Raw genomic sequence first — 17,357 nt, forward strand, 5'->3', positions numbered from 1 at the left:
GGAACCGGTTCCCGGTTCCTAAAATGGGATAGGAGCGACGCCGCTCACGCTCGATAGAGATGAAGGTAGTTCGGCGAGAACAGCGCCGTGCTCTTGAGCACGTCCAGGTCGGTGATCGTCAGCGTCCGTTCGCGCAGCAGGATCAGGCCGGAGCTGCGCAAGTCCTGCAGCGTGCGGTTGAGATGGACCACCGAGAGGCCGGTCGCGTCGGCCAGATCCATCTGGGTCACCGGAAAGGCGCAGGAATTGCCGTCGATCAGGCCGACCGGCCGCAGCCGTTCATAGATCTCGCATAGCAGATGCGCTACGCGCTCGAGCGCCAGCCGGCGGCCGAGATTGATCGCCCATTCGCGCTGGATCGCGTTGTTCACCAGCGTCTCGCACCAGAACGCCTCCGCGACCGAGCTGTCGTGCGCCACCAGTGCTTCGAATTGCGCGCGCTTGACCTCGGCATAGACCACTGGCGTCAGGCTCGCGATGGAGTGATCCATCACCGGCAGCAGATAGGTGTAAGCGTCGCAGGTTTCGCCTGGCAGGATGAAATTGACGATCTGGCGCCTTCCATCCTCCAGCGTCTTGTAGCGGCACAGCCAGCCCGACAGCAGGATCCGCACGCCATGGACCGCATCCCCCTCGCTGATCAGGTCTTCGCCCGGGCCGACGTGCTGCATGCCCTCGCGTATCGCCCGTTCGAGCGCGGCGATCCCGTCGTCCGACAAGCGCCGCAGCGCATTCAGCCGCCGGATCACCGGCTGCGCCGGGTTTCCCTCAATGGGTGGGGGATGCATTTAGCCGTCCACCGCCGGCGTATGGATGGTCCGCCGGCTCAACGGAATGGTAATGGTACAGTGAAGGCCAGCAGCATTGTACATGATCATGGTCTGCCCCTTGAACTCGAACGCCAGCGTCCGCTCCAGCAGTTCGGTGCCAAAACCCTTGCGCGGCGGCGGCGTGACGGGCGGTCCGCCCCGCTCGCGCCAGTCGAAAACAAGTCGCGGCGGATCGACCGCGTCGTCGATCCGCCAAGTGACCTCGATGCGCCCGGAAGGCCGGCTCAGCGCGCCGTATTTGAGCGCGTTGGTCGCAAGTTCGTGGAGGGCGAGCGCGAAAGTCTCCGCCGGCTTTTCCTGGAAACGTACTTGCGGGCCGGAGACGCGTAATTGCTCGCCCTCATGGGCATTGTAGCCGAGCAGCTCCTCGATGACGAGGTATTCAAGATCGACGCCGGCTTCGGGGTCGCGCGTCACCAGCGCCTGGGTGCGCGCGAATGCGTTCAGGCGGCCGTCGAGATGCGCAGCATATTCCTCGACGCTCGAGCTGGTTTCAGCCGAGCGGCGCGCAATCGAGCGGACGACGCCGAGCGTGTTGCGGACGCGGTGCTGAAGCTCGGCGAGCAGCAGCCGCTGCCGTTCCTCCGCGCGCGTGATCGCGGTGACGTCGATGAAGGTGATGACGACGCCGGCAATGAAATTGTCGATGCTCCGGTACGGCAGGACTCGGACGATGTAGCGCGTGCCGCTGTCGGGCGCGCTTAGTTCGCGCTCGGCGCTGGCGAGCGTGCGCAGTACGCGGCGGACCTCGTCGTAGAGCTCCTCGATCGGAATCCGCGCCTTGATATGTGCGATCGGCCGGCCGACGTCGGTGTCGACCAGGTGCAGCACCTGGGTGATCGCCGGCGTGAAATTCATCACCTTGAGGTCATTGTCCAGGAACACGGTCGCGATCTGCGTGCTCTCGAGGAAGTTCTTCAGGTCGCTGGTGGCGCGCGTCAGGTCCTGCACGCGGTGCGCCAGCTCGCCATTGACGGTCGTCAACTCCTCGTTGACCGACTGCAGCTCCTCGCGCGAGGTCTCCAGCTCTTCGTTCGCCGACTGCAATTCCTCGTTCAGCGACTGATATTCCTCGTTGGAGGATTTCAGCTCCTCGTTGGTGCTTTCGAGCTCTTCGATGGTGGCCTGCAGCCGCTCGCGAGTAGCTCGCAATTCACTCTCAAGCCGCTCGACATGCTCGGTTCTGACCAGCGTGTTGGGATTGTTTTCCTTGCTATCGAGAATGCGGAGCGGACCGTCCTTGAACAGCACGACGAAATTGCGGTGGCCGGCAGCGCGTTCCTGAATCGGCTCGACGGTGATATCGACCAGTATGCGATGGCCGTTCACGCCGAGTTGCACCTGCTCGGCATGCGCCGTCTCCTTGGTTTCGGCGGCCCGGCCGAGCGCGGTCCGCAATTCCAGCCGGAGATCGCGGTGCACGAGACTGAGCAGGTCGAGCGTCGCCGCACCCGCGGTCGGCTCGATATAGCGGCCGGTGCGGCCGGAGAAATGCAGGATCTGAAAATTCTCGTCGGTGATGACATAGGCGGGCGCGTAGCGTTCGGCGATGCGCTGGGCACGGCGCTCCAGCCCGACATCGGGACCGACGGATCGCACCGGAGGGACTTCGACGGTCGCGCGCCCGGCCGCCGTCGTGATCGGAAATTCGGGCGGCAGGCGGGTGCCGGTCTCGAGCTTCTTGAAGATGCGTGCCCGACGATCCACCGGCGCGAACAGTTTTGGATGCCGCGTTACGTTCTCGGAGTTGCCGAGGAACAGGAAGCGGTCCGGCAGCAACGCGAAGTGGAACAGGGGAATGACCCGGTTCTGCAGCTCGGCGTTCAGATAGATCAGGAGATTGCGGCAGGACACCAGATCGAGCTTCGAGAACGGCGCGTCCTTTATGACGTTATGCTGCGAGAAGATGCACATCTCGCGCAGCTCCTTCACCACGCAATAGGTGTCGCCCTCGCGGACGAACCAGCGCGCCAACCGCTCCGGCGACATATCGCCGTCGATAGTGGTCCGATAGCGACCGACCCGGGCCGCGGCAAGCGCGCGGCCATCGATATCGGTGGCAAAGATCTGCACCTGCGGCGGCGAGTCGAGCTTGGCCATGTGCTCGCGAAGCAGGATGCCTATCGAATAGGCCTCTTCCCCGGTGGCACAACCCAGCACCCAGACGCGGACCTGCTGGCCCGCAGCCTTGTTCTCGAAAATTTTCGGGATCACCTGGGTTTCCAGCACCTCGAATTCGCGCTTGTCGCGGAAGAATTCGGTGACCCCGATCAGGAGGTCATTGAACAGGTGCTGCGCCTCATCCTTGTCCTGTCTCAAGTAATCGACATAGGCGGCGATCTCGTCGATCTGCACCACCTGCATGCGCCGCTGCACCCGGCGGAGGAAGGTGTTCTGCTTATAGCCGTGAAAATCATTACCGGTCTTATTACGCAGGATGTCGGCGATACGCGACAGCGAACTGGCGGCGGCGGCGAGGATTTCGTCAAATCCCTGCCTCTCCTCCAGCCGCCGCAGATGGCGGGCGTAGACCTGGATGTGCTCGGGAATGTCGTCAGGCGGCAGCACGAAATCGGCGATTGCGGCCGCATTGTTACTGTCGACGTGTGGGTCGGCATGATCGCTGGCGACACGTTCGGCGATGGCAAGCCCGCCGTGGTCCTTCAGGGTCGCCACACCCAGCGTCCCGTCGCCGCCGGTTCCGGCGAGGACGACGCCGATCGCCTCCTCGGCCCGGTCTTCCGCGAGCGATACCAGGAAGCTGTCGACCGTAGCGCGTTCGCCCGGCGCCTGCTCGGCCGCACGGATCGCCAGCCGATCGCCATGGATGCTGACGATCCTGTTGGCGGGGCAGAGATAGATCGTGCTGCCTTCGATCGCGGCGCCGTCCTCGATTTCGGAAAGCTTGGTGCCTTCCGAACGCTGCAGCATCTCTCGCAGCCGCCGTTCGTCGAACGCCTCACGGTGCTGCAACACCAACACGACGGTCTGGTCGGAATTCAGCGTCAGTTTCGAGAAGAAACGCTCGATACTATCCATCGCGCTGGCGGACGCGCCGACGCCGATGATCAACGGCGCCTTGGCCCGACGCCGGCCATCCGCTGGTTCCGATCCGGGTTCACTCATGGGGCGGCGGCTCTCGTTGTTCTGTCAGGGGCCTGATTTAGCGTGCCAAACCACGCACATAGCAGAATTTGACACTATCCCAACAGAGATTACGGCGAAATAACGCGCGAGAGTGCGATCTGGTCGCCCGGCGCCATGAGGTCCCTACGCATAGCCTCCGAAGAACGCGCATACCGGCGCTGGCGGCTCCGGAACCCGGAAACGTCCTGAAGAACTCACCCCCTGATCAACGGCGGCTGACCGCGAGCTGTCGCCGGAGGCAGAGCGCGCTGCAGCAGTGCGACGTACGCTCGGGCTTGGCGCCCGATCACGAAGCCTGCACGCCTCACGTCCCCTTGATCGACAGCGGATAGATCTCATTCTCAAGATACGCGATGCGCTGCTCGATCAGCGTGCGATGGTGCTCCCATTGCAGCAGGGTCTGCTCGAGCAGAACGACCAGGCGTTCGGCCTGCGTCGTATCGTGACCGGCAGCCTGCAGATCGAGCAGCAGATCCTGCTGGTTCTGGAGCCGTTTTAAGCCTTCCTCGATATCGCCGTCGGCCTTGAGCAGAACACGCCGCTCCGCCCTGAGCTCTTCGGCACGCTCGGCAAGCGATATGACCATTGGCACCGCCTAAGCTTTGGAAGGCCGCGGGTCCAGCGACTTTAGCACGACGCGCCGGATCATGTCGGCATATTCGCGATATTCCGCCGCCCGCGCCTCGTACATTTGGGCTACCGCGGCCCGGCCGCTCTGGCGGCCATCAAGCGCCATGCGGTGAACCAGTTCGGCGCGCTCCTCGATGATCCGCAGCGCCACCCGCAAGGCTTCGTCAACCCGGCCTTCCTGCTCCTTGGCCAGCACATCGGCGGTAAAGGCATGGCCGACCTGGCAGCGGAAACGCAAGGGATGACCATTGTTGAGCTCGGAAAGTACGCCGCCGCAGCTCGGGCAAGTCAGCGACGCCGGATCGGCAATCGGCAACAGCCTGTCGCTGCCGATGCGCTCACCTGCGGCGATCTCGACTTCCAGCCGGATCTCCGGCGGGATCGGCAGCGCGGCACCCGGCGCCTCTCGAACCAGGTCGGACAGCACGTCGCCGATCCGCCTCCCGGGGACGCAGAGGTCCACAGTGGTCGCCTCGAGCGCGCGCAGCGGCATCTCGTCGGCGGTGGCGTCTTTGGGGTCCTGCACCAGGGCGAAGCCGCCGCAGCGCTTGATCGCGTTCAGCCCGGCCCCCCCATCGGACAGAAATCCACTAAGAACGACGCCGATCACTCGCGGTCCGTAGTGCAGCGCGGCGGAGCGAAACAACGGATCGATCGCCGGACGCACCATGTTCTCGCGCGGGCCGCGGCCCAACATCATATGATCCCTGAACACCAGCAGATGATGGTCCGGCGGTGCGAGATAGATATTGCCATGCTCGATGAGCATGCCGTTTTCCGCTTGGCGAACGGGCAGCTTGGCGGCCGCGCTTGCCACGGTCGAGAGGACTCCAATCCCTTGGGCCGGGATGTGCAGCACAATGAACAGCGCGGCGGGCAGGTTGGCCGGCAGCCTGCTCAAAATGTCCTTCAGCGGCGCCGTCGCGCCGGCAGAGCCCCCGATGACGATAATGTCGCGGTTGACCATGGAACCCGTCGTACTCTGGAGTGTTTACGACAAGGCGCGGCTTCGCCTTATGTTCCTAACCTCAATAGGATTCGGACGGCGAAGGAGGCTCGAGGCATGATGGCAGCACCTGTCCTTCTTCGCGAACGCGGCGTCCTGACCGGACGCAGCATCCTCGTCGTCGAAGACGAATATTTCCTCGCCGACGATATCGCGCGCGCGTGCCGGGCGCTCGGCGCCGAGATCGAAGGGCCGGTCGGCGACGTCGAGGATGCGCTGGCCATCCTGAATGGACTTCGGACGGTTGACGGCGCAGTGCTCGACGTCAATCTCAGAAATGCGTCGATATTCCCGGTCGCACATGCGTTGAGGTCCCGCGGCATCCCGTTCGTCTTGACGACCGGCTATGACAGAAGCGCGATCGACCCGGAATTTGAAAACATCCAGCTATGGGAGAAGCCGCTCGATCTTGCCGCGATGACCCGCGGGCTAAGCGAGCTGATGCTGCAGCACTGAAAGCGTCGTCCGGATTGTCGACCGGCGGAGGCAATCCATTTTTCCGCTTGCGGCGCTATGGATTGCTTCGCTCCGCTCGCAATGACGGCGTCGTCCCCGGGCTTGACCCGGGACCCATAACCACAGGACTTTGTGATGTGCTCCGCTGCAACTGCTTGCTCGCGCCACAACACCTCCCTGTGGTTATGGGTCCCCGCTTTCGCGAGGACGCCATCCTGCGGGGGTCGCGAGGCGTGAAAGAATTCATCGCACCGACAGGACCTGAATCAACTGGCCCGCTCTTGACGGAGATGCGGGCCAGCTCGCCTTGTTGCTTGTCCTCAATGCCGATCGGAATCGCCGGCCTTGAGCGCCACTGCGAGGTTGCGCACCGGCCGGGTCACGACGGGATCGAGGTCAAAGCGCTTCTCGAGCAGCTTGAGGATCGAGGTGGTGTCGTAATCCTCGTGGGCGACGCCCGACTTCTCGAAGCGTTTGGAGATCAAGAGCGCGGGGATACGGGTGCCAGGTCCCCACTGGTCCGCAGCCTTCGCGTCATCGCCGCGACGATTGTGGGGCGGCGGCGGGACGTGATCCCACTGACCACCGAACTCGTCATAGGTGATGATGATGAGGGTGTCCTTGCCGTCCGGCCCCTCGGTGATCGCCTTGACCAGGTCAACCAGATGCTGGCTGCCTTCGGCCTCGCTGGCATAGCCAGGATGCTCGTTCTCTTCACCGATCGGCTTGATGAAGCTGACGTCCTTCAGCCTGCCGTTCTTTGCCGCCTGGATGAACTCCGCCTCATCCTTCAGATGATCCTTGCGGGCCTTCGTGCCGGGCGCGTAGTTGGCGAAATAGTTGAACGCCTGGTGGTGGAACTGGAAGTCCACGTCGGCGCAATTGGGGAAGACCGCCGTGGGCAGATGGTTCGGGTCGGTGCAGGTGGTGCCGTTTCCGTTGGTCCAGCCCGAAGCGCCGACGTCACCATTGGCGTTCGACCAGCCGCCCGAATACCAGGCCCAGTCGACGTGCTTGGCTGACAGCTTGTCGCCGATGTTGGGCGTGTTGAGCGGTGGCAGGCGCCGGGCATCCGCCGTGCCGGGCGAATAGGGCTGATAGAACGGCTGGGTGGTGTTGACGGCATAGTCGCCGCAGGCGAGCCCGGCCGGCAAACCAGCCTGGCTGCACTTGGCCGTCAGTTGCGCATCCTTCACCGTGGAAAGCGGGGCGTAAAGCGGCGTGCTGGTCGGCATGCCGTTGGCGTCGACGATGGAGTGCAGGTCGGTGGCGCTGCCGTCGTTGGATGCGCCGACGAATTGCGGAGCGGCGGCCGCGACCAGGAACTGGTGGTTAAGGAACGAACCGCCGAAGGCGCCCTGGAAGAAGCTGTCGGCGATGACGTAATTCGGCGCGCCGCGATCGTGCAGATAGCGGTAGATCGGCAGCTTCTTGGTGTCGTAATAGCCCATCACGAGACCCGCAGCATCGCTGCCGGTCATGTAGCGGTTCTGCCGGCCACCATTGATCTGATACTGCTCGCTGTAGAAGCGATGCACGATGTCCTCCGTGCAGCCGCCGGGCAGACCGGTGCCGTTGAGGAAGCCGTGAGACGCGAAAGCGCCGATCGGTTTCGGGCAGGTGGTTGCCGACGTCGGAATGAAGTCGTTGATTTCGAACGGCTTGTTCTTGAAGGCACTGAGGATGGCGACCGAGCTTCCATTGTCGGTGCAGCTCGTCGGCAACGGCGAGGGAGAGGTCAGGTTGACGTCATTCTGCAACAGGCAGGTGTAGACCGTCTTGCCGTCCTGGCGGACCTGCAGCGTGTGCGGCTGATCGGCGTCGGAAACGCCGTTGATGTTGTCACGACCGACGTCGCCCCAGTGGCCGTAGAGGTTATCGAAGCTGTGATTCTCCTGATAGATGATCACGACGTGCTTGTATGCCTTCAGCAGACTGTCATGGTCATGGTGACCGTGATCATGATCATGGTCATGATGTTTGAAGTCATCGCCTTTGTTGTGCTTGAACTGGTCGACGATCTTGTCGACGAGATTCTCTGCCTTGGCCACCGGCGCGACAGCGATCGCACCAACAGCCAATGTGAGCGCGGGAATGGCTCCCCAAAGCCGCATGGTTTTCTCCCCTGAGAGCAAAGATGGAATGAAACAAGGTGAGGCTATCTGCCGCACATTTCGATCCGATGACTGTTTTCCGACAATGCAAGGAGTCGCGCACACGCTGAGACGTCATCGCCATGCTTAGACGGATATCGAGGTGCGCTCTGCCATCTGATCGTCATCAAACCGACGACAAGTTCTGTCTATCCAGTCCAGCTGCGGTCTCGCCAGCAGGGACACTGTCATCCGTGCGACATCTGCTGTTCACAGACCGCCCAACTAATTGCTGCAGGGGCTTTGTCGTGATGACCAGGGACATTCTTGCGTGCCGCTCGCGCCGAAACGGCGCGGCTGCCGCGCATCGCACCACTTCGTGCGCTTTGATTGTGCTGATTGCGCTTGTTGCAGCGCTCATTCCCTTGCGGACAGAGGCGTTTCCTTTGGGCGGCGATCAGACGGTCTTGCCGACCGGGACGGAATTTTCCGAGGAAGCGCTGGCGAAGCCGCGCGAACTGTTCCACTCGGAAGCGGTTGGCGGGCACAAGTCCTACCTGGTCAATCTTGGCGATCTCGCATTCAACTCGCCTTCCATCCTGGGCGGCAAGGCGCGGCAGGCGGAAATGAGCTGCGGCACCTGTCACGTCAACGGGACATCGAATCCGAAGCTGTTCGTTCCCGGCGCCTCCTCGCGCCCCGGCACCTTCGACACCACCAGCCTGATGTTCAATCCGAAGGCGTTCAACAGCATTCTCGATCCGGTTCTGATCCCCAGCCTGCGCGGCGCGCGCTTCCTGGCGCCATACGGGCACGACGGCCGCATCACCTCACTACGCGGCTTTATATATAACGTCATCGTCAACGAGTTTCAGGGGCCGCGACCGAGCGATGCCGTCCTGGACGGCCTTGTCGCCTACATCAACGACATCGATTTTCTCCCCAATCCCAGGCTTTCGCCCGGCGGCATGCTTAGCGCACAAGCAAGCGCCGCCGAGCGCCACGGCGAGCAACTGTTCTTCAAGCCGTTTCCGCACCAGCCCCAACTGAACTGCGCCACCTGCCATGTTCCAACGGGTGTCTTCACCGACCAGGCCCGCCATGACGTGGGCTCGGGGGGCCTGGTGAAAACACCGACCTTGCTCAACGCCAACTTCAACGCGCCCTACTTCCACGATGGCCGCTACGACACCTATGAAGAAGTGGTCGGACATTTCGATCGCACCTTCGAGCTCGGCCTCTCTTCTCAGGACACGCAGGACCTCGTCGCCTATCTGACTGCGGTCGGCGACGGCGACCGCCCGTTCGACAAGGACGGCGTGGCGATCCGGATGAAGGAAGTGCGTGAGCTCGCGAGTGTCCTGGAGCTCGCCATCCCCGCCGCGGATACAGCCGTGGTGTCGCTGGCCGTCACGGGCGTAGGCGCTGAATTGCGTGAATTGACCGAGCATATTCCGGATATCAGGTATGCTTCGGTCGGGGGCCAGGAGGAGCGGCTTGCGGCGCGCAGCGCCGTCAAGGATCTGGTTCTCAGTCTGCGCCGGATTGATCTTGCGGTCGCAGCCGGCCATCTCGACGAGGCCATGGCCGAATACGAGACGTTCTCGATGCTCGCCACCTTCGACGTCCCCGTCGCCTTGAAGAAAGCCGAACCGTGGTCGCTGTTCAACGCCAACGTCCACCAGTCGCACTATGCGGCGCTTGGACGGATGCTGCAAACGACAGCCAAGCAAGCGCAGTGACCTGCTCACTCCGAGGCGGGCGGAGCGACCCATACATCGCTCTGCCTGATACGATCGATCAACGCCCGCGGATCGAATTTGCGCGCGCCAGAGGGAATTTCGAACGCTTGCGCCGGCTGCAGCTCGTCGCGGATGTTCTCGATGGCGATCATCGTTCCGTCCCCGGTCTTGATCTGCACCGGAAACTTGCGCTCACGGTCGATCCACCCGACAAAGCCGCCGCCGGGAGCCGCAACGATCCGATAGACGTCCGCCTTACGATCCCCGACTGTTCCCTCCCCGTCGCGCTCGCAATGCCAATTATCGGGCTCCACCGGTGCCGCCAGCGATGCCATCGCCCGCCATTGCCGGCAGGGCTCATCCGGATCGACCGGGACAAACATTTGCGTCAGCGGACTTGACTGCCTTGCGTCCATGAACACCTTCGCGCGCGGGCGCACGAAAGCGGCCGCAGGCTTCGCCCCATCGATCAGAAAGAAGCCATCGGCGAAATCGGTTGTCTCGATCCTCACCTTGCTTTCGGACACGCGCAGGCTTCCCACGCGCACGACCTTCTCACCTTGTCTCGCGACAAGGTCCGCGGAAAACTGCTGCGCCGCGGCTGAGGTGCCGGCAAGCGCCGAACCGACCAAGGCAAGCAGGCATGCTCGCAGCCTCCTGCTCCCCAGCATCCGATATCGATCCATCGGCAAAACCTCGGCGGCACAAAAATGCGGTGGCGCCGACCGAACCATTGGCTCGATCGGCACCATCTTCAGACCAGTCGTTCTTGGAACGCTGCTCAGCTACTCGGTATAGGACAGTGCAACCGGCTTGCCGAAATCGAACGCATCGAACATGTCAGCGAGCGCGGGGCTGTTGGTCGGCACATACTCGTTGTTCCGCGAATATGTCGGGTTCGGCAGGTTGTCGCGGCTGCGGTTCGTCAGCGGCTGCAGACTCCAGTTACGTTCGATGAATTTCAGCAACGAAACGTGGTCACCGTAGTTGTGGTAGATCTTGCCGCCGGTCGAATAGGGCGACAGGATGAGGATCGGCATACGCGGTCCATCACCGAAGAAATCGATCGACTGGATGTAGCCCGAGTCCCAGTAGCCGCCGGCTTCGTCCCAGGTGATGAACACCGCGGTCTCCGCCTTGAGCTCCGGATTGTTGTCCAGCGCGTTCAAGACATTCAGCACATAGGCCTCGAACAGATCGACCTTCGAGCTTTGCGGGTGGCCGTCTAGCAGACCGTCCGGCTTGCCGAACGACACCGAAGGCAACTTGTTGTCCTGGATCGCCGTGATCAGATCGGCAGTGTCCTTGATGTGAGCCTGACGCACGGTCGGGTTGGCCATGATCGAGGTCGCATACTGGAACGGATTGCAGATCTGGCAGTAGGCCACACCGAGCGCGTGGGCCGGATCGGCGAGCGCAGCCGCGGTGAGATCCGGATTGTTCGGGTTGGCGGCAACCGCGGCGTTCGAAAGCGCCACGGCGTCATTATACGCACCACCGTAGAAGGCCCAGGAGATCTTCTTCTCTATCAGGGCATCGCCGATGGTCCGCACCGACGACGGCGGCATGTTGTTTCCGCCTGCCAGTGCACCGTTCGGCAGATAGCCCGGATTGGTGTTGTTGAGCATGTAGTAGTGGTTGGGCTTGCAGTTCGGCTCCGCCGCATACGGCAGATTGTTCAGATAGGTCACGATCGGCTTCACACCGGGGTGCGCCACATCAGAGCAATCGCTGAAGTTGCCGTCGACCGTGTAGCGGTTGACCGATCCGGCCGCCGGATTCGGGTTTGCAATCAGGTTAGCAGGCGGCGTGGTCGGGTTGCCCTTGCCGTCGCTCCAGAAGCCTGCGTCGCCGGTCCCGAGCATAAAGTGGTTAGCGCCGGTGCCGCCGTGGAACGACTGATGGAAGTTGTCACCGAGCGTGAAACGATCAGCCAGCATCTTCAGGATCGGGGCCTGCCCTTGCTGGGCATTATAGAAGCCCATCGAGTTGGCCATGCTCTTGTTGGACGCCGAGTAGGTCGCCATCACGAACGGAAACAGATCATTGAGGCAACCGGAGTTGTTGGCTTTGGTCACGCTGGCCGCGCTGCAATCCTCCTGCTGCCAGTCCTGATAGAACCGATGCGTGGTGTCACCGGTGTAGTCGTCGTCGCTGATCTGCTCACCCTGCAGCGCGAACGGTCCGGTCAAGTGACCAGCGCCGGGAACGCGGGTATCAAGAGCGCCAGTCGGCAGGCCGCTGAAGCCGGTCGTGAGGATATCCAGATCGCTCGAATCCATGTCCTTCTCGACACTGGCTTCGGCGATCGTTTTGAACGGAGCACCGGTGTCGCTCTGCGCGGTGGGCGTTCCGGCCGTGTTCGGCTGCGGCATCGTGTTGGTCGCGCTGTAGGGCGACTTCGCGATCGTCGGCGCACTAATATAGAAAGAGGACTGCGCGGCGACCGAGTATTGCTGGGCTTGCGCAAAGTTCGGACCGGGCGAGCCGTCCTCGTTGACGATGCCCTTCGACAGCAGGTTGGAGATCGTCTGTCCCCTGCCCTTCGGCTTGTACACTCCGAACGTATGATCTAGCCCGCGGTTTTCGCCGATCAGGATGATGACGTGCTTGATCGGCGATGCGGTCTTCACTTTGCCAGCCGGATCATTGTCCTTGTCACCGTGGTCGCCATGGTGGCCATTGTTGTCGTGACCGTTGTCGCCGTGGTGACCGTTCCCGTCGTGATCGTTGCCTTGATTGTCATGGGCGAAATGATTGTGATGCGAGCGCTTGTCCCAATCACTTCGTCCGCCGGGATAATGTGCTGCATAGGCGGCTGTTGCGACAGCGACTGTTGAGATGACGCAAAGTGCCGTAGTGGTTCGCCAGTTCTTCTTATGATTGAAAGTCATTATCGACTCCAAAGGTTGTGGTTGGCGACACATCGTCTAATGCGGCAACATGACGCACGCTTATCGTTGCTGTGAAAGCGCGCGAGAAATTTTGAATCGCTCAAAAATTTTCTGCGTAGCGTCCAATGCCGCGATGCATGCATCGCGACCGATGCATTCGCATCGCGCGACAAAGGCTCACGAGTTTTGGAAGTGATGCGCGATGCTATCGCGCGAGAATTTCTGCGGAGACAAATTCGCGCAACGCAGCAGCGACCTAGTGAGACAGATGTTTCGACTGCATCACCTGGCGCAGCGCCGCGTAGTGCTGATCGTGCACATCCTGATTGAACAGCGACCATGGCTCGGCGCCTGCCAACAGCGCAGGGACGGCCGCGGCCATGAGATAGCGATAGTTCCTGAACTCAGTCGCGGCGTCGGCATTGCGCCCTTCGCTTACGGCGATGTCGATTCGCCGCAGCATGAGGACGAGTTCCTTGAGACTGTTGCGCGCCGAAACCCGCTGCTGCTCGCCGCCCGAGACGCTGGTGTTCTTTCGATCGGGATATCGCTCGGTGAGCTCGCGTAGCTCCTGGCCGATGGTGTCGACGGCAAGCGCGACGATCGCCTTGTCGCCCGAGGGAATCGCGGTCGCAAGCACCATGTTGAAATCATTGATTTCCTTAAGCGTCGCGCCGGCGCCATCGCGCTCATAAGGCTGCACACCATCGCCGACCGCCGTGAGATAGGTTACGAGGTCGCGCTTATCCTGGGACGACAGGCCAAGATCGAATGCGCGGTCGAAATGATCGACGACCTGATCAAAGCTGTCGAAGCGGCCGTCGTGAAAATAGGGTGCGTTGAAATCCGCGTTGCGCAGGGTCGGCGTCTTGAACAGGCCGCCGGAGCCAACGTCATGTTGTTGGTGGTCGACAAAGGCAGCCGACGGGACATGACAACCGGCGCAGCTCAAGCCGGGATCATGCGGAAATGGTTTGGAGAACAAGGCTTCGCCGCGACGTTCGGACTCGCTGACATTGCCAACCAGCCGGCCACCGGGACCGAGGCTCGGATTGGGCAGGAAGTCGATGTCCTGAACATAGGCGACGATGGCGTCGATGATCGCCGGCGACGGCTCGGGCCCGGCGAACTCATTCACGATGACGTTGCGGATGAAGTCGCGCAGCGAAGCCGATCGCCCGTCGCTGCCGTACGGCGCGAGATAGCGCGCACCGCGCAGGCTCGGGATCCTCACCGGATCGAGCACGAGATTGTTCGCCTTCGGATTGAAAAAGGGGCCGGTGACGTCGAAGTTTCCGGGCCGCGTCGACATCTTCGGCATGAAGAATTTGGCGTTACCGACGCCATTGACGTGGCAGGTGCCACAACTGACGCCGGCTTGCCGTGCCACCTCGCCCAGGATCGACGGCGAATTGAACGCGAGGTCGCCGAGATTCACCATATACGATTTCGCGCCGGCGCGTTCCGATTGGAACACCTCGCGCGGCTTGTCGAGCGCATCCTCGTTCAGCTCGGTTTTTGTCGGCAGGACAGTCTGATTGCCGTCGACGGGAAAAGCCAGCGCGCGCCCAAGCGACGCGACGACAAGCAGACCGGACGCAAGCGCCGTCAGCCGCAACCAAGGCGAGTTCATCGCGCCTGGGCCTCCAGCGTCGGCCGTTGCAGTCCAAGCTTTGCCGAAGCCGTCTGCAGCGCCACCACCAGTTCCTCGCTGGCGCGGCGCAACCGGGGGATATCGACATGCGGCAGGTCGGGCGCCGCAACAATCGCTTCAAGCAGCTCGATCCGATTCGTCACCATTTCATCGAGCTTGCCGTCCGCCGTGTTGAGCGCCGCGGAGAAAATCGTGTGGTAGGCGAAATCGATGCCGGCGATGTTGTTGCGCATATCATCGAGCGAGGTGCCGCTGATGCGGGATTCGCCACCATCGGCCTTGCTTTCCCCGACTTCGTAAGCGAGGCGCGCCGTACCATCCAGCAATCCCTGCGGCGTGAGCTGCATATCCTTGAGCTTGACGTGCAGATTATTCAGATCTTCGACCAAAACGGCAGCATCCTTGTCGACGTCGGTCTGGCCGGCGCCGAACAATTTCGCTTCGATGGCATGGAACCCGCTGTCGGCGTTCGGCCACGCGTCAATCTTCGCGTCAAGCTCGGGTACAAAGCCGGTCGTGAAGACTTCGGAGCGCTCCCAGCCGGCACGAGCCGAGATCCAGGCTTTCTTCGCGCCCCCGAGATCCCCTGCTGCAGCCCTTTCACGCAGCGCTTGTGCACCCGCCAGCGCGCTATCAATCCCTTCGATCATGTAAGGCCGATAGCGTTCGGCGCCTTCATCAAGAACTCCGGCGTCTGCGGAACGCACACCGATCAACGTCACCAGCAAGGCAAGGCATGTCGCCACTCGCATCTTATTCACCGTCATTCACGCATCAGCTATCGCTCGCAGCGACGGGAAATATTGTCAGCTTCCTATGCGGTTTTGTGACAGACTGATTGCACGTTGCGGTTTTCTGCTGTGAAGAGTTTTTTCGACGATCACATTCCCGAAAGGCCGCTCCGTACTTGTGCGGTTGCTTGAAAATTGAGCTGCTGATCGTGAACGAAATTCTGGTAAGCACTCACACATTTCGTCATTCATCGTAGCGCTCATGCCAATCGCCAATGAATCTGTGCAGTTCCTCGGATTCTATATCGCCCTTAGCGTGGTGTGCTGCGCATTGGCGCTGATCGACTTTCGTCATGGTATCATTCCGGATCGGTTGAATTTTACGATTGCGATGCTTGGCGTTGCGCAAGCGATGGTCTTTGGGAACCTGACAGAAGGCTTAGAGACGCTCGGTGAAGCCGCCGCGGTTGCTGTCATCTTCTTGTTGCTGCGACGCCTCTATTTCCTGCTACGACAAACCGAGGGGCTCGGGCTTGGCGATGTCAAGTTTCTCGCAGCCGCCGCGACCTGGATCGGCGTCACCGGCATTCCAACGTTGCTGTTGATTGCCACCTTGACCGCGCTCGCGACAGCGGGCGGTCTGCAACTCGCCGGACGCCAGATGAAGCGCCAGACATCGATGCCATTCGGCCCGTTTCTGGCCCTCGGCCTGCTGCTCACGCCGGCGTTCCAGCGGTGGCTCAGCTAGCTGGAGCGTGACGAGAAGGTCGAATTGTATCGGTCATGGGCGCTGCCTCTGAGCAACCGGCGACATGGGTAACAGTTCAGACCGACGACATAGGTAACACAATTCTCGTTTCGTTCAGGTCTGTTGTTGTTGAGGCTGTGGACCCTGAGGGCAACGCGCAGCGTTGTCCTCAAGTCCACAGCCTTTTGCTTTACGTTTGGGTCTTCGGAGCTGGTCATCGCGGTGAGCGATCGTGCCGAGCACGATCGGGCCATAGCTGACGGTCCAGCCGTCCTGGTCCTCGGCCAAGCCGACAGGCTCGCCGATCAGCGCTTCGCTGATATAGATCGTGTTGCCCTGCCACTTGATCTCTCCGTTGTGCCGGACCGAGCGAACGTCCTGGTCATCAGCGTATTCCGGCTTGCGCAAGATACCGTGGAAGCGGCGCGAGGAGGCCTGGTAGCGGTCGGCTGGCGTGGCATTGTCGAGCGATTGGTGCGGACGCTCTTGGTTGTAGAGATGCTGGAAGCTGCGCAAGCGCTTGAGCTGCTCGCGCATGGTGGGAGCCGGCGGATTGGCAACGTCTTGCAGCAGGGTCAGGTGCATGCGCTCGTGGCGGCCGTTCTGCTGAGGTTTGCCCGGCGCAATGCGCTCCGGCGTCACGCCGGCCTTGATCAGCTTGACCGACAGCCGCGACAATCCTCCGGCGCCGCGCGAGGCAAACGGCGAGCCGTTGTCCGAGCGCATGTAATGCGGCAATCCAAACTCGCGGAACGCCGCGTCCAGCGCCGGCCAGACATGATCCGTGTCGGTGTGTGCCAGAGCCTGGCAGCGCAGCAGATAGCGGCTGTAGGCATCTGTGATCGTCAGCGGCTCGCAGCGCATGCCGTCCCCGGTCAGGAACCAGCCCTTGAAATCGATACACCACACATCGTTGGCCGCCTCGCAGCCGGCAAAGGGCACGCTCGAGGGCGGGCTGCGGCGGCGCAACTTGCGCTTCACCGTCAGCCCCTCACGGTCGAACAGCTCGCCGATCGTGCTGGCCGCTGGCCATGCCGTCCGGGGTGACTTCCGTTCGAGAAAGGCAAGGACCTTGACCGGTCCCCAGGTCGGATGCGCCCGACGGACCTCAAGGCAGCGTTCGGCGACCTCCTCCGCAATGCTCTGCGGACGATGCAGGGGAGCTCGCGGACGATCGAACAGACCGGCCGCCCCTTCTTCCTCGAACCGCGCAAGCCATTTGTAGCCCACCCGACGGCTCACTCCGAACCGCCGGCACACCGCCGCAAATGACTCCTCATGCTTTTGCGCCGCCACCACAAACCGCATCCGTTCATCCACAGCACAGGTCTCCATCCAACCCATCGGCAAGCTCCTCCTTGCCGATCAGTTGACCTGTTACCCATGTCGCCGGTCTATTCTGTTACCTATGTAGCCGGTTAGGACC

12 protein-coding genes and 1 pseudogene are annotated in these 17,357 nt (G+C 61.9%); 3 read left to right on the plus strand and 10 right to left on the minus strand.

Annotated elements, in window-relative coordinates:
- Positions 1-44 precede the first annotated feature (44 nt).
- From YY7_RS0107595 to YY7_RS0107610, 4 genes are all read right to left on the minus strand, one after another.
- Complete coding sequence (locus YY7_RS0107595) at positions 45-788, minus strand: Crp/Fnr family transcriptional regulator (protein WP_028162722.1); 744 nt, start codon at positions 786-788, stop codon at positions 45-47.
- A complete protein-coding gene (locus YY7_RS0107600) occupies positions 789-3,956 on the minus strand; it encodes a CheR family methyltransferase (protein ID WP_028162723.1) in 3,168 nt (1,055 codons plus the stop codon). It abuts the gene before it with no gap.
- A gap of 325 nt (positions 3,957-4,281) precedes the next feature.
- Positions 4,282-4,563, minus strand: a complete 282-nt coding sequence (locus YY7_RS0107605; protein ID WP_028162724.1) for a hypothetical protein — start codon at positions 4,561-4,563, stop codon at positions 4,282-4,284.
- A 9-nt stretch (positions 4,564-4,572) separates the two neighbouring features.
- Complete coding sequence (locus YY7_RS0107610) at positions 4,573-5,574, minus strand: chemotaxis protein CheB (protein ID WP_028162725.1); 1,002 nt, start codon at positions 5,572-5,574, stop codon at positions 4,573-4,575.
- 96 nt (positions 5,575-5,670) lie between these two features.
- Here YY7_RS0107610 and YY7_RS0107615 point away from each other — a divergent pair, with 96 nt between their 5' ends.
- The gene (locus YY7_RS0107615) at positions 5,671-6,069 is read left to right on the plus strand and encodes a response regulator (protein WP_051396582.1); all 399 of its coding nucleotides are present in this window, start codon (positions 5,671-5,673) and stop codon (positions 6,067-6,069) included.
- Between the two features lie 320 nt (positions 6,070-6,389).
- Here YY7_RS0107615 and YY7_RS50985 read toward each other — a convergent pair whose 3' ends face one another.
- Positions 6,390-8,183 (minus strand): alkaline phosphatase family protein, encoded by a 1,794-nt coding sequence (locus tag YY7_RS50985; RefSeq protein ID WP_035689500.1) that lies wholly within the window; start codon positions 8,181-8,183, stop codon positions 6,390-6,392.
- 425 nt (positions 8,184-8,608) lie between these two features.
- Here YY7_RS50985 and YY7_RS0107625 point away from each other — a divergent pair, with 425 nt between their 5' ends.
- Positions 8,609-9,904: a cytochrome c peroxidase gene (locus YY7_RS0107625; RefSeq protein ID WP_245287219.1), complete on the plus strand. Its 1,296-nt coding sequence runs from the start codon at positions 8,609-8,611 to the stop codon at positions 9,902-9,904.
- A 5-nt stretch (positions 9,905-9,909) separates the two neighbouring features.
- On the opposite strand, the gene YY7_RS50990 is transcribed toward YY7_RS0107625, so the two are convergent.
- From YY7_RS50990 to YY7_RS0107645, 4 genes are all read right to left on the minus strand, one after another.
- Positions 9,910-10,575 (minus strand): hypothetical protein, encoded by a 666-nt coding sequence (locus tag YY7_RS50990; RefSeq protein WP_245287220.1) that lies wholly within the window; start codon positions 10,573-10,575, stop codon positions 9,910-9,912.
- Between the two features lie 114 nt (positions 10,576-10,689).
- Positions 10,690-12,798 carry a phospholipase C gene (locus YY7_RS0107635; protein WP_028162728.1) on the minus strand — a complete coding sequence of 703 codons (2,109 nt, stop codon included), beginning with the start codon at positions 12,796-12,798 and terminating at the stop codon, positions 10,690-10,692.
- Positions 12,799-13,054: 256 nt separating this feature from the next.
- Entirely contained in the window at positions 13,055-14,431 is a 1,377-nt protein-coding gene (locus YY7_RS0107640) for a cytochrome c peroxidase (RefSeq protein WP_028162729.1), read from the minus strand.
- Entirely contained in the window at positions 14,428-15,174 is a 747-nt protein-coding gene (locus tag YY7_RS0107645) for an EfeM/EfeO family lipoprotein (protein WP_245287223.1), read from the minus strand. The genes YY7_RS0107640 and YY7_RS0107645 overlap by 4 nt, the downstream gene beginning before the upstream one ends.
- Positions 15,175-15,514: 340 nt before the next feature.
- On the opposite strand from YY7_RS0107645, the gene YY7_RS0107650 reads away from it, so the two are divergent.
- A complete protein-coding gene (locus YY7_RS0107650) occupies positions 15,515-15,931 on the plus strand; it encodes a prepilin peptidase (protein ID WP_245287221.1) in 417 nt (138 codons plus the stop codon).
- Between the two features lie 228 nt (positions 15,932-16,159).
- On the opposite strand, the pseudogene YY7_RS50995 reads toward YY7_RS0107650, so the two are convergent.
- A pseudogene (locus tag YY7_RS50995) lies at positions 16,160-17,275 on the minus strand (integrase core domain-containing protein); the annotation flags it as partial.
- Between the last annotated feature and the right edge of the window lie 82 nt (positions 17,276-17,357).

The organism is Bradyrhizobium elkanii WSM2783, assembly GCF_000472865.1.
GTDB lineage: Bacteria > Pseudomonadota > Alphaproteobacteria > Rhizobiales > Xanthobacteraceae > Bradyrhizobium > Bradyrhizobium elkanii_A.

Bases quoted from the DNA above. Each gene is read 5' to 3' on its own strand.
- YY7_RS0107595 (WP_028162722.1), bottom strand. From the start codon at position 788: ATGCATCCCCCACCCATTGAGGGAAACCCGGCGCAGCCGGTGATCCGG.
- YY7_RS0107600 (WP_028162723.1), bottom strand. From the start codon at position 3,956: ATGAGTGAACCCGGATCGGAACCAGCGGATGGCCGGCGTCGGGCCAAG.
- YY7_RS0107605 (WP_028162724.1), bottom strand. From the start codon at position 4,563: ATGGTCATATCGCTTGCCGAGCGTGCCGAAGAGCTCAGGGCGGAGCGG.
- YY7_RS0107610 (WP_028162725.1), bottom strand. From the start codon at position 5,574: ATGGTCAACCGCGACATTATCGTCATCGGGGGCTCTGCCGGCGCGACG.
- YY7_RS0107615 (WP_051396582.1), top strand. From the start codon at position 5,671: ATGATGGCAGCACCTGTCCTTCTTCGCGAACGCGGCGTCCTGACCGGA.
- YY7_RS50985 (WP_035689500.1), bottom strand. From the start codon at position 8,183: ATGCGGCTTTGGGGAGCCATTCCCGCGCTCACATTGGCTGTTGGTGCG.
- YY7_RS50990 (WP_245287220.1), bottom strand. From the start codon at position 10,575: ATGCTGGGGAGCAGGAGGCTGCGAGCATGCCTGCTTGCCTTGGTCGGT.
- YY7_RS0107635 (WP_028162728.1), bottom strand. From the start codon at position 12,798: ATGACTTTCAATCATAAGAAGAACTGGCGAACCACTACGGCACTTTGC.
- YY7_RS0107640 (WP_028162729.1), bottom strand. From the start codon at position 14,431: ATGAACTCGCCTTGGTTGCGGCTGACGGCGCTTGCGTCCGGTCTGCTT.